Origin of the sequence: Yinghuangia seranimata (assembly GCF_029953285.1) — a bacterium.
In the GTDB taxonomy this organism is placed as follows: Bacteria; Actinomycetota; Actinomycetes; order Streptomycetales; family Streptomycetaceae; genus Yinghuangia; species Yinghuangia seranimata.
In genome coordinates this window covers 1-11,994 of the sequence record NZ_JASAOI010000076.1, presented here as the reverse complement: position 1 = coordinate 11,994, position 11,994 = coordinate 1, and the positions used below count along the sequence as shown (strand labels likewise).

The following is an 11,994-nucleotide window of genomic DNA, read 5'->3' as shown; positions in this document are numbered from 1 at the left end:
CCTTCGGACGGCCCCGGCATCCGTCTCGGGGTGAACCAACACCATTGTCGGGCCTGGCGGGGGGCCATATCTACACCAAGATCCATCAGATTTCGGACATCGCGCCCGCCACGATGGTCGGCATGCGTTTCTCCCCGCGTTCCCCGCGCACGCCCCAGTCCCCCGCCTGGCTCGTCGGTCTCGCCCACAACCCCGCCGCCCCCGCCTCGGTCACCGCCCGGCTGCGCGACGTCAAGAGTGAACTCCCCTCCCCCGCAACGCTGCCCGACGACTTCGACGACGTCATGCTCCGCAAGGAGCTCTCCGACGAGGAACGCACCGCCGCCGAGTCCGGAACGCCCTGGCACATCGACGCCGTGTGGCGGCGCGACCGGACCGACAAGTTCGAGCCCTACAAGTACGATCTGGCGCTCGCCCAAAGGCTGTACGCGCTGTGGGGGTCGGCCGAGCGGGCCGCGCTCACCGAGGAGCGCTTCTTCCACTTCGACGGGCTCGCCCGGTACCTGGACCACCCGCGTCCGTACGCGCGACTTGCCGCCGTCGAGGACCCGGCGGTCGGCGGCCCGGCCCTGGCCGCGCTGCTGCGCGACCAGAGCCCGACGGTGCGGCGTGCCGTGCGCCGCGAACGGCGGTTGCCATGGCCGTACTTGCGGCCGCTGCTGGAGACCCACCCGGAGGACGCGGCGGCGAATCCGGGGCTGCCGCCTGAGGTGATGCACCGGCTGCTCGACATCTCGGGGCTGCCGTTCAGCGACTCCGGGACGAGCTGAGGGACTCGGCGGCCGGGACGTCGGGCACCACCCCGGCGTCCCGGCCGCCGTGCCGCTCCACACGCGGGCGCAGACCCCACCACGTGAGCGGCACACTCACCAGGACGACGGCGGCCGCGACCAGCAACGCCGCGTGAATCCCCGCCAGTTCGCCGGAACGGGTGGCCGCGACCGCGCTCAGCGCGGGGATGCCGACCGTGATGGCGACCTGCTGCGTCATCGAGAGCAGCCCGGCGGCCAGGCCCTGGTCCTCGTTCGGCAGTCCGGAGGTGGCGGTCACCGTCACCCCGACGATCGCGGTCACGTGCCCGAAGAACTGCACGAACAGCACGACCACCAGGACCGCCGACGCCATCCGGTCGGCACCCAGGAAGATCAGCGGGACGGTGGTGAGGCCCTGCACGGCGAGGGCCGTGACCAGCACCTTCCGGGAGCCGTGCCGTCCGATGAAGCGGCCGGCGACCACCCCCGCCGCCACCGCCGCGAGGCCCGGCACGCCGAAGAACAGGCCGGTGGCCAGCGGCGAGAAGCCGAGGATCCGCTGGAGGTACAAGGTGAGGACGAAGACGACGGCGGACTCCATCGCGAAGACCACGAGCCCGGCGAGGTTGCCCCACAGCACGGTGGACGTCCGCAGGGTCCGTACGGGCGCCAGCGGTGCGGCGGCCCGCTGTTCGGTGATCCAGAACAGCACCAGCAGCAGCACGCCGGCCGCGCCCGCGAGGGCGTTCTTCTCGACGACCGAGTAGACGACGGCGAGCAGGCCGCCGGTCACCGTGACCGCGCCGGGCAGGTCGATCCGCCCGCGGCCGGGCACACTGCTCTCCTCGACCAGGAGCGGTGTCGCCACGAGGATGAGCACGGCGACCGGCACGTTGATGAAGAACGCCGCACGCCAGCTGAGCGTGCTGACGAGGGTGCCGCCGACCAGCGCCCCGGCCGTGAACCCGCCGGAGAGCAGCGCGCCGTTGAGTCCGAGGGCGCGTTCGCGCAGCGGGCCCTCCTCGAAGGTGCCGGTGAGCAGGGACAGCGAGGCCGGGGTCGCCATGGCGGTCGCGAAGCCCTGCAACACCCTTGCGGTGAGCAGCGTTTCGGGGTCGGTGGCGAACCCGCCGAGCAGTGACGCGGCGGCCAGCAGCCCGACACCGGTGAGGAAGACCCGGCGGCGCCCGAACAGGTCGGCCATCCGGCCGAAGAGCAGCGTGAATCCGGCGGCGGGCAGGGCGAACGCCGAGGTGATCCACGGCAGTCCGGTCACTCCGAGGCCGACGCCGGAGCCGACCTCGGGCAGCGCGACGTTGAGGATCGAGAAGTCGACGGCGAGCATGAATCCGGCGCCGAGCAGCAGGCACAGGACGAGCCGCTGTCGTCCGGTGATGCGCGGTACGGCGGTTGGTACGGCGGTTGGTACGGAGGTCACGGGACGGTTCCCTTCGGTGGGGACGAGAGAACACACGCACGATGCGCGGGCAGGCGTGATCACGCGGCGACGCGGCCGCGTAGGAGAGATGACGGATGTCCGGGCAGGCGTGATCACCGCAGGGCGTGGGCTGTTGCTCCTGCGTCAGGGCCCGGCGTGGGGGCGGGGTCATAACCCGCTACCGGGGCGGCGGTTCACCGCCCCGATGTGGAGGCGCTCAGCTGTGGGGGCGGCTCAGCGCCCGTCGCGCTCCGCGGCCTCGGCGGCTTCGGCGGCGCGCTTGATGTGGGCCAGGCGCCGGTCCCAGTCGGAGGCGAGCGCGGCCATCCAGCGCGCGGTCGCGTCGAGCGACGCGGACCGCACGGAGAACCGCACCTCGCGGGCGACGCGCTGTCCGGACACCAGTCCGGCGGCCTCCAGGACACCGAGGTGCTTGACGACCGCCTGGCGCGAGACGGGCAGGTGTTCCGCGAGCGTGGTCGCGGTCACCTCGCCGAGTTCCGCGAGGAGGTCGAGCAGGTGGCGGCGGGTCGGGTCGGCGAGCGCGGCGAGCACACTGTCGACCGAACCGCTGTCAGCCGAACCGCTGTCAGCCGACCCGCTTTCGGCCGAGGCCGACCCGCCGGCGTCGCGGTGTTCGTCCGTCACGACGGCTGCTGTTCGGCGCGGGCCGTGAGGGCGTCGAGCACCTGCGGCCAGCCGCCGCTGTTGTCCTTCAGCGCCTGGGCCCGGACCTCCTCCGACGCGGCGAGCGCGGCGAACCCGCTCTCCACGACGCGGAGCCGCGTCTTGCCGCCCTCCGGGACCAGCGTGAACTCGACGAGCGTGGTGTTGTCGTCCGCGAGCTCCTGGCCGGAGAAGGCGCTGGCCCAGCGGTATGCGACGTAGGTCTTCGGCTCGATCTTCTCCACCCGCACCGGGAAGCTGCCGTACTCGGCGTGCGTCGCGACCGTGGTCTCGCCTTCGCGCGCCGCGGCTCCCTCGTCGGGCTCCGCGACCCAGAAGCCGGGCTGCGTGACCAGCGTCCAGACGCGGTCCAGGGACGCCTCGATCAAGGTCTCGCGCTCGATCCGGTCGTCGTTCATGAGGGGCTCCTCCGTCGTCGCCATGGAATGTACCGCCTGGCGGACATGCCTCCAGGCGCAATCCCAGAGTTGCACATCAATCCACGAGGCGCAACGCTGGGGTTGCACCTCATGGGCGACGGACCCGACGGACCCGACGGACCCCGGAAACGCGCCGGGGCGCGGTGTGTCAGGGGGTGGAACCGAGCCGCATCCACTCCGGTTCGCGTCGTAGGCCGAGCCGGTGTGGCGGCCCGGCCGGGCCGCGGAGTACCGGCCGGCGGGCGTCCGGCGGGACGCCCGGGCGCGCCGGGTACGTGGCCGCCTCCCATGACAACGCTGAGCCGGTGTGTAGCCGGACGAACCATCTCTCTCCTCAAAGCGGGGGGCGCTCTGATGTTGGCCGGGTCCAGTCTCGCGCCGAAGTGCACGTCGTGCACACCCCTTCTAAGGGGGTTGCATCAACGTTGCAACAGGGCTTCGCCACCACTCCGGCATCGATCCGGACGACGAGAACCCGGTTCTCATTCCACCGCGGAGAACAGCAGCCGCGTCACGTCCTCGACGTCCCGCACGAGTTCGGGCCACGTCTTGCGGTCGGTCACCCAACCGACGAGCCCGGTGGACACCACCGCGGGCACCGTGACCAGTACGGCGCGCGCGACCGGCGGCGGAACGTCCGGCATCAGCGCGGCGAGTTCGCGGGCGTACACGCCGTCCATCGCGGCCACCGCCTCGCTCGCGTACGGGTCCGTCGAACCGAACAGTCCGACCATCAGCCGCGCGTGGTGCGGGCCCCGCTGGTACGCCCGCAGCCCGCGCAGCGCGAACCGCAGCACCCGGTCGCCGGGCGCTCCTCCGCCGCGCCGCGCCGTCTCCGCGGCGACCTGGCGGACCAGCCGCCCCTGCCAGTCGACGGCGGCCGCCGCGAGCAGGTGTTCCTTCGACGCGAAGTACCGGTACAGGGTGGCCAGGGCAACCCCCGAGCGCGCCGTCACGTCGCGCATCTGCAGCGTGTCGGGCCCGGACTCGGCGACCAGGTCGAGCACCGCCTCGGTGACCTTGCGGCGGCGCTCGAGCTGCTGGCGCGTCATGGACTCGACATCGGCCGGCGGTACTGCGCTGACGGACATGACGCGGAGCGTAGTGAGCACGGCGCGGAGGGAGAACGGAGAACCCGGTTCTCCCCGGGATCCTCTGCGCGAATCGGACGCACGGCACGACGAAGCAGGACGACGGCGCCACCGGATATCCGCTTACCGCTGAACACCTGGCGCTTTCTGGACACGGATGCGGTGATCCGTGCACGATCCCGGGGTGGGGAAAGAGCAGGACACGGCACGCGACCGCATACTCGGGGGCGGCACGTCAGCAGGTGTGTCGCCCGCCATCCATGCGTCGTGGCTGCGCGCCCGCAGCTCGGGGGTCCGGCCCGACGCGACGCTGCCGCCCGTCCCCCTCGTCGACGAAGCCATCGTCCGGCACCGCCGCGAGCACCCGTTGGCCGCCGTGTGGCCGACGCTCCGCGAGTCACTGCGCTGGGCGACCGCCGACACCGGCCAGCTGCTGATCGTCGGCGACGCCGAGGGCCACCTGCTGTGGTGCCAGGGCGACCGCGACCCGCTGCGGCACGCCGAGCGCGTCAACATGACGCCGGGCTCGCTGTGGAGCGAGAAGGCCGTCGGCACCACGGGCGTCGGCACCGCGATCGCGCTGCGCCGTCCCATCCAGGTCATCGGCGCCGAGCACTACGTGTCGTGGGCACGGTCGTTCGCGTGCACCGCGGCCCCCATCCACGACCCGGTCACCGGCGACCTGCTCGGCGTCATCGACCTGACCAGCGCGGTCGGCGTCGACGCCGCCCTGCGGCTGTCCCTGGTCACCACGACCGCGAAGCTCGCCGAGACGCAGCTGCACGCCGAGCGCCTCCAGCAACAGGCCCGGCTGCGCGAGAAGTACGCGGACCGGCTCACCCGACGGCTGGGCGCGCAGGGGGCGATCATCGCTGCGGACGGCTCGGTGCTGCACGCCGGCCCCGACCGCTGGCTGCCGAACCGGGTCGCGGGCCTCACCGGCGAGGGCCCCGTCGTCCTGCCCGACGGCCGCCACGCGGTGGCCGAAAGCCTGGGCGCCGGACGATACTTCCTCCTCATCGCCCAGGACGGCGAGTGCGGCGCGACCACGCTGCGCTTCGAAGGCCTCGGCCGCGCCCGCGCCGTCGTGCGGGTGGGCAACCTGACCCACGAACTCCGCGGCCGGCACAGCGAGATCCTCGCGCTGCTGATCGCCGACCCGGTCGGCATGAGCGCCGAGGAACTGGCCCGCGAGGTGTACGGCAGCGCGGGCCGGGCCGGCTCGGTGCGCGCCGAGATGTCCCGGCTGCGCCAGGTCCTCGGGCACCGGCTCGGCTCGGACCCGTACCGCGTGACCGGCGAGACGTGGGCGGACTTCCTCCAACCGGGCGCCTGCCCGCGCGCGTTGCTGCCCAAGTCGAAGGCGCCGGGCGTCGCGGCGCTGCGCGGCGGCCCGCTGCACGACCCGGACGACCCGCACGACCCGGACGACGCCACCGACGACGGCGCCGACGCTCCGGCGGACGCCGCGGGCTGGACCGCCGCGGACGGCCCGCTCGGCTGGGCCGACCTCGACGACCTGGACGGCGCCGCCCACGACTTCGGGCGGCACCCGGCGTAAGCGGGGGCAGGGCGCGGGCTAGGAGTGCGTCGTACGGCCCGTCTCGTACTCGGCCCGCCACTCCTCGCACGCCGTCACATAGCTGGGCAGGTATCCCTCCGCGAAGACGTCCGCCGACCAGTCCTCGGGCAGCACGTCGACGCCGCCGGGCGACACGTACGTCCAGGCATGGCCGCCGCCGGTCAGCGGGAGCCGCTCAAGGGCGTACAGGTCGTCCTCGTAGGCGTCCAGGATCCGCCAGTCCGCCACGCCGACGCCGGTCAGCAGCAGGCCGGTCGCCCGCGCCCCCTCGGCCGGCACCAGCACCGGGTAGACCCGGCCCGGCAGCGCGGCCGCGCGCCAGCCCGCGACCTCGGCGGGCCGTCCGTCCGGCACCCGGTCAAGCAGCGCCCGGAGCACCCCCGGGAACATCAGGCTCCCGTAGACGAACAGGCGATCCGGGTCCACCGACCGGCGGTCCGTCCGGCCAGAGCCCGCTGAGTCCCTCGGGTGTGAGGGGGTCCCTATAAGCGGCATGCAGCACCTCCGCGATCACCGTAGCGTCCGCGTCGGCGAGACGGACGAACCAGTCGAACCCGGCCGGGTAGGCCCACAGGTACGAGCGCAGCCGCGGGTCGGTGCCGCGGTCGGCGAGCAGGTCGGCGATGTGGCGGTCGCTCCAGAACGGCACGCGGGCGCGAGCGTGCGCCGCGCACGCCGCGATCGGCACGCCGGAGTTGACCGCGAGGTGCAGCTCGGCGCGCACCAACTGCTGGTAGTGGTCGAGGCGTACGCGCACCGCGAGCAGGTCGTCGTCGGGCGCCGCGAACAGCGGGAGCGTCTGCGCGAGGCCCTCGAGCAGCACGCCGGTGGGGCCGTGCACCGACAGCAGCCGCACCCACGGGACGTCGTCGGTGGCGCAGCGGTTGGCGAACGCGGCGCACTGCAGGCCGTGTCCGAGTACCTCGTGCAGCGCGAACTGCCGGGCGCTGACCCGGGTGAAGCGCGCGTTGCGCGGGTTGATGCGCAGCCGCACACGCTGCCCGGCGCCGTCGAGCCAGTACGACCAGTAGGCGTCGACGTCGGTGGACTCGACGGTGAGTTCGTAGGGGGCGTCGGTGCCCACCAGGGCGCGTACGGCGGGTTCGAGCTCGGCGGCGGCGGCCCTGATCGCGTCGGGCGCCGCGGCGCTCTCCAGCGGGCCCTCGAGGGCGCGCAGCATGTCGTCGGTCGCGGCGTTCCAGCCGATGCCGAGCTTGTCGAGGTCGGCGCGGGCGGCGTCGCGGCGGTCCTCGACGTACTCGGCGGGCCAGCCGGCCGCCGCGCAGCCCTGCGTGGCGCGCATGTACGCGTCCAGCTCCGGCCGTTCACCCAGGCGCGCGCCGAGGTACGCGAGGTCGGCGCGCAACCGGGCGCGCAGGTACGGCTCGCCGGTCGCCTCCACGTCCTCGGCCAGGTCGCTGAGCAGCTTGTAGACGTGCATGCGGTCGGTCACCGACACGTCCGGCCCGGCGAGCGCTGCGTCGGGGGCGCAGTCGAACTCGATGACGCCGGTGCCCTCGCGCTCGACCTCGAGCCGGTGCCAGGCGCGGATCACCGACTCGAGGGCGTCACGCGCCGCCACAGCCGTCGTCCTCGGTCGCGGCGGCGTGCCGCGCGGGGTTCGGCGCGACGCGTGCCCGGTCGACGGCGCTCTCCACGTCCCAGTACAGCGTCACGAACTGGTTGGGGCGCAGGTCCTCGCGGGTGACCGTGAGCGCGGCGGTGCCGTCGTCCATGGCCCAGCGCACGTGTTCGTCGATCGCCTGCTTGGCGCCGTCGGGGTACTCCTCGATGGCGTGGTAGTCGCGGATCCCGAGGGCGGCGTGCTGTCGTACGTCCAAACGCATGCGCAAGGTGTACCGGGTGATCGCCTGTCGCCAATAGTGCGCGTCCGTGAATCGGCCGCCCTCGCTGCGGTACGCGAAGGTCGCGCTGCCCATCGGCGGCACGGGCGGCGACACCCGGCAGGCGAACTTCGCAAGCGTGCCCGCGTCGTGGATGCGCTCGATCGTGACCTTGTGCTCGCCGGCCGAGACGGGGCGGATCGACAGCGGGCCCTCGCCGTGCTCGAACCACAGTTCGCGGGAGAAACGGGTCAGCGGACGGTCCGTGAGGTTGAGCACAGTGTGCCGGTACAGGACGTTCGCCCAGCCGTCGGCGTCGACGTCGACCTCGATGCCGAGGTCCAGCTCGACCACCGAGTCGGCGAGCCGCGCGCGTAGACCGGGTGCGGCGCCGATCGGATCGCCCTCGGGCTCAGGTCCTTCGTCCTCCCAGGGGCGCGGTGCCAGACCGAGGAGTTCGCCCGGTATGCGCAGTCCGTCCGCGACGCGCTCCACCACGCGCTGCTGCCGAACTTGCGTACGCCCCTTGATGTATTCGCCCACCCGGCTGGGTGTCATCTCGCACAGCCGCGCGAGCCTGCTCAGGCTCACCCCCGCCTGGTCGCGCGCCAGCCCGAAGATCGCCCCGATGTCGCGCTCCGCACACGCCCTGCGCATCTCGGGCGTGGCCAGAAGGGCTTGCGGCAGGGGGCCTTCGCGGCCCTGGAAAACCATGCTCACACAAACCCCCAAAACGCCGGGCCCGCAGGCTGCCAGGCCAAGCTACCGACGAGTTTACCCAAGTCGGATAACCGTCTCGACCTTACTTGGGTACCGCCCGGGTCTTGATACTCATCTGCCGTACGGCCGTTCCAGCCTGCCATGACGACGGAGTTTGTGGTCGCCTCTTGTGATCGCAAACCGGTGCGTCCGGTTCGGACGGCACACGCCCGGCGGTCGCGGCCCCTACCCGCGCCACCGCCGCGACGACAGGAGAGACGGTGATATCCGGCAGGACCGGCGGCGTCGAAAGGCGCCGGACCGCATGCGGATCCCAGCCAGTAGGAGACGAGACGGAGCAGCGGACGAGGGTCACGGCGGCGGCGGGCGGACAGCCCGAGCCGCGGCACGGTGACACCCCGTACCCGGCTCCGGCACGTATGGCGGACCGCGGACCGGGCGAGCAGGCGGCCGCGACCCGGGAGATCGGGGCGCGGACCCGCACGCGCCGCACGGCACATCGGCACAGTGCCGCCGAGCCGACGCACCCCGCGCCGGCCGCGTACGGCACCGACCGTCGGCGCAGGCGCGCCGTGTGGGGCCTGCTGTGCGCCGAACAGCCGCACGCCGCAAAGGCGATGGCGGAAGCGATCGGCGCACCGCTCCCGACGGCCGCACGCGTGCTGGCCGTCGCCTGTCCCGGCGCCGACCCCGAAGCGGTCGCCGGGCTGCTTCGACGCGCCTCCGGCGGACGCGCGTGGATCGTGTGCGGCGCGGGCGCGGACGAGGCCGCACTGGTCGCGCTGTTGCCGAGCGACAGCGACGAGGACGGCGGCGCACGGCGCCTCGCCCGCGAACTGACCCGACGTCACCCCACCTGCCTGGTAGGGGCGTCGCCCGTCGTCGGCCTCGACCGGGTGGGCCCCGCCTACGCGCAGGCCCGTCACGCCCTGGCGGCCGCCCAGGCCGACCCGGACGGCTACGCCCGGTTCCACACCTGGCTCGACCCCGAACTCCTCCTCGTCGGCACCGCGACCGCGTGGGCCCGCACGGCCCTCGCCCCGCTGACGACCCACCGGGCCGTCCGCCGGGGCGACCCCGACGCGGCCGAACTGCTCGACACGTTGGAGTTCCGCCTCACCAGCCGGCACACCGCGGGCGCGCGCCTCGGCATCCACCGCAACACGCTGAGCGCCCGCCTGCGGCTGATCGAGCGCCTCCTCGGCCGCGACCTCCGCAACGTCGCCGACCGCGCGGAACTGTCGCTCGCCCTGCGCGTGGCGGGCCTGGCGGTACCTGCCGGAACGTTCGGCCTGACGGACCCGACACGTGCCGAAGCCTCCGACGGGCCCGGCGGTGCCGGCCTGTGGGCCGTGGACGCGCCGTCGCCCGACGCGCGGTCCACGCCTGGAGACGGAAGCGGCACGCCGCCGGCCGCTGACGGTCCGACGCCGGGGGCCGACCGCGCTCACGCGGCCGATACCGAGGGCACGGCACAGGCGTCCGGCACGAGCGCCGTCGATCGGCTGAACGTCCCGCCGTCGGCACCACGGCACGCCGAGGCGCCCCCTGTCGGCCGCACCGACCCCCGCCTCGTCCTCCCGTGGGAGCTGCCGGCGCTCGTCGAGTGGGCGCACGACGCCCTGCGGCCGCTCGCCGGAAGCCTCGACGGGCCCGACGCCGGCACGTTGCGGGTGTGGCTCGACAACCACGCGCGGCTCGCCCCCACCGCCGCCGCGCTCTGCCTCACCGTGCCCGGCGCGCGCAAGCGACTGACCCGGATCGGAGGCGTCCTCGGGCTCGACCCGCTGCACGATCCGACCGCCGAGGCCGACCTGTGGCTCGCGCTGCGGGTGGCCGACCGCTCACGCGTGCCGCGCCCCGCCGCGGACCGCCGTCGGGCGTCATGACCGGGTCGCCGTCCGGAACACCCGCCGGAGCCCCGCTCGGGGCCCACGACACACACCAGCCACGACCCGCCGCCTCGGCGGGTCCCGGACGCGGACCAGCCCCCCGGTCCGCGTCGTGCCCCCGGGACCCGGGCGCCCTCCCCGGAGAGCGCCTCGCCGAAAACCAGGCGGCGCATTGCGAAATATCCGCACCCCCCAGAACGTCGACCCGTACCGAGTCACGGACTCCCGACGTGTCCCTGTACGACGTGAACAAGGCAGGAGCCGCCATGCCCGCCACCGCCCACCGTCCGGTCGCCCTGTCAGCCGCGCACACCTCCGCGGGGTCACGGACGTCACCGCCGCTCGGTCGCCCGCAGCAACCCGGCGTGCGGCCCACCGCACCCGCGTCCCCGAACCCGGCCGCCCCGACCGCGCTGCGCCCGCGCGTCGGCGCCCCCTCCGCCGACGCCGCGGCCGGACAGCCCGGCACGCCGCAGTCCGGCATGGCGCCGCGCGGCCGCGTGCTGTACCAGGGCAACGAGGCCCGGCTGATGCACCAGGCGGTCGGCCAGCACGTCGTGCCGCACCGGCTGCGCGTCCCGGGCACCGGCTCGGTCCGCGCGCGGCTGCGCGTGCTGCACCGCGGCGAGATCGCGCTGTACCAGATGGGCTACGGCACGCACGCGGAGCTGCGAATAGACCCCTATGCGCCGGTCTACCTCGTGCACCTGCTGCACTGCGGCCCGGGCCGGCTCAGCGTCGACGGCCGCGAGCTGCCGCTGACGCCGGTGATCACGGGACCGGGCCAGGAGGTCGTGGTGCGGTACGCGCCGGACACGACCACGCTCGTGCTGCGCGTGCCGCGCCGCGTCATCGACGGTGTTGTGCGCCCGTTCGCGGTGGACTCCCCCGAAGAGGCGCCGGTGCGCTTCGAGCCGTTCCTGGACGCCGCGAACGGCGATGTGCGGCAGTGGCTTTCGCTGGCGCACAGCTTCGGGTCGATGGTCGACTCGGGGCTGCTGACCCGGTCCCCGGACGCCGCGGCGCACTTCGAGCAGATGCTGGTGCACGGCCTGCTCGCGTGTCAGCCGCACACGCACAACGCCGGGTCGCTGCGCGGCGGCCCGGTGGGCGCGCCGATCGCGCTGCGCCGCGCGCTGGCGTTCTGCGAGGAGCACGCGTCGGAGCCGATCTCGGTGGCGGACATCGCCGCGGCGTCGCACATGAGCGTGCGCACGCTGCAGGAGAAGTTCCGGACGCACCTGGGCGTCACACCGCTCGCGCACCTGCGGCACGTGCGGCTGGCGGGCGCGCACGCCGACCTGCTGGCCGTCGCCGAGGGCCGCAGCGACGACACGGTGACGGGCATCGCGCTGCGCTGGGGCTTCAGCCACCTGGGCCGCTTCGGTGCTCTGTACCGGGCGGCGTACGGGCGGCTGCCGTCGCAGACGACCCGGCTCGGCGACGCCGAGCTGTACAGCCTGCCGCGCACGGCGGGCTGACCGTACGGCGGCCCCGCGGGGGGGCGCCCCCCCCCCCCCGGCCGCGCCACCCCCCCCAACCGCCGTGCGGTGGAACGCCCGCGGGTGG

Annotated in this window: 11 protein-coding genes; 4 read left to right on the top strand and 7 right to left on the bottom strand. The window is 74.0% G+C overall.

Annotation, left to right across the window (positions count from 1 at the left end):
* Positions 1-122 precede the first annotated feature (122 nt).
* Positions 123-770: a hypothetical protein gene (locus QI554_RS38690; protein WP_281477311.1), complete on the top strand. Its 648-nt coding sequence runs from the start codon at positions 123-125 to the stop codon at positions 768-770.
* Here QI554_RS38690 and QI554_RS38685 read toward each other — a convergent pair.
* The 4 genes from QI554_RS38685 to QI554_RS38670 all read right to left on the bottom strand — a co-directional run bounded on the left by QI554_RS38685 (position 748) and on the right by QI554_RS38670 (position 4,387).
* Positions 748-2,190: an MFS transporter gene (locus QI554_RS38685; RefSeq protein WP_281477310.1), complete on the bottom strand. Its 1,443-nt coding sequence runs from the start codon at positions 2,188-2,190 to the stop codon at positions 748-750. The two genes, QI554_RS38690 and QI554_RS38685, sit on opposite strands and share 23 nt — an antisense overlap.
* A gap of 234 nt (positions 2,191-2,424) precedes the next feature.
* Positions 2,425-2,745, bottom strand: a complete 321-nt coding sequence (locus tag QI554_RS38680) for an ArsR/SmtB family transcription factor (protein ID WP_281477315.1) — start codon at positions 2,743-2,745, stop codon at positions 2,425-2,427.
* 89 nt (positions 2,746-2,834) lie between these two features.
* A complete protein-coding gene (locus tag QI554_RS38675; RefSeq protein WP_281477308.1) occupies positions 2,835-3,275 on the bottom strand; it encodes an SRPBCC domain-containing protein in 441 nt (146 codons plus the stop codon).
* A 503-nt stretch (positions 3,276-3,778) separates the two neighbouring features.
* On the bottom strand, positions 3,779-4,387 hold the full coding sequence (locus QI554_RS38670) for a TetR family transcriptional regulator (RefSeq protein WP_281477307.1): 609 nt from the start codon (positions 4,385-4,387) through the stop codon (positions 3,779-3,781).
* Positions 4,388-4,571: 184 nt separating this feature from the next.
* Here QI554_RS38670 and QI554_RS38665 point away from each other — a divergent pair, with 184 nt between their 5' ends.
* The gene (locus tag QI554_RS38665) at positions 4,572-5,948 is read left to right on the top strand and encodes a sigma-54-dependent transcriptional regulator family protein (protein ID WP_281477305.1); all 1,377 of its coding nucleotides are present in this window, start codon (positions 4,572-4,574) and stop codon (positions 5,946-5,948) included.
* 18 nt (positions 5,949-5,966) lie between these two features.
* On the opposite strand, the gene QI554_RS38660 is transcribed toward QI554_RS38665, so the two are convergent.
* Genes QI554_RS38660 through QI554_RS38650 form a run of 3 tightly spaced genes read right to left on the bottom strand, consistent with a single transcriptional unit; the run spans position 5,967 to position 8,527 of the window.
* Positions 5,967-6,359: a gamma-glutamylcyclotransferase family protein gene (locus QI554_RS38660; RefSeq protein WP_281477303.1), complete on the bottom strand. Its 393-nt coding sequence runs from the start codon at positions 6,357-6,359 to the stop codon at positions 5,967-5,969.
* Complete coding sequence (locus QI554_RS38655) at positions 6,328-7,551, bottom strand: hypothetical protein (protein ID WP_281477301.1); 1,224 nt, start codon at positions 7,549-7,551, stop codon at positions 6,328-6,330. The genes QI554_RS38660 and QI554_RS38655 overlap by 32 nt, the downstream gene beginning before the upstream one ends.
* Positions 7,538-8,527, bottom strand: coding sequence for a helix-turn-helix domain-containing protein (locus QI554_RS38650; protein ID WP_281477313.1), 990 nt, complete (start codon positions 8,525-8,527; stop codon positions 7,538-7,540). Before QI554_RS38650 ends, QI554_RS38655 begins: the two co-directional genes overlap by 14 nt.
* A 425-nt stretch (positions 8,528-8,952) precedes the next feature.
* On the opposite strand from QI554_RS38650, the gene QI554_RS38645 reads away from it, so the two are divergent.
* A complete protein-coding gene (locus tag QI554_RS38645) occupies positions 8,953-10,422 on the top strand; it encodes a helix-turn-helix domain-containing protein (RefSeq protein ID WP_281477299.1) in 1,470 nt (489 codons plus the stop codon).
* Between the two features lie 368 nt (positions 10,423-10,790).
* On the top strand, positions 10,791-11,906 hold the full coding sequence (locus QI554_RS38640; RefSeq protein WP_281477297.1) for an AraC family transcriptional regulator: 1,116 nt from the start codon (positions 10,791-10,793) through the stop codon (positions 11,904-11,906).
* Positions 11,907-11,994 lie beyond the last annotated feature (88 nt).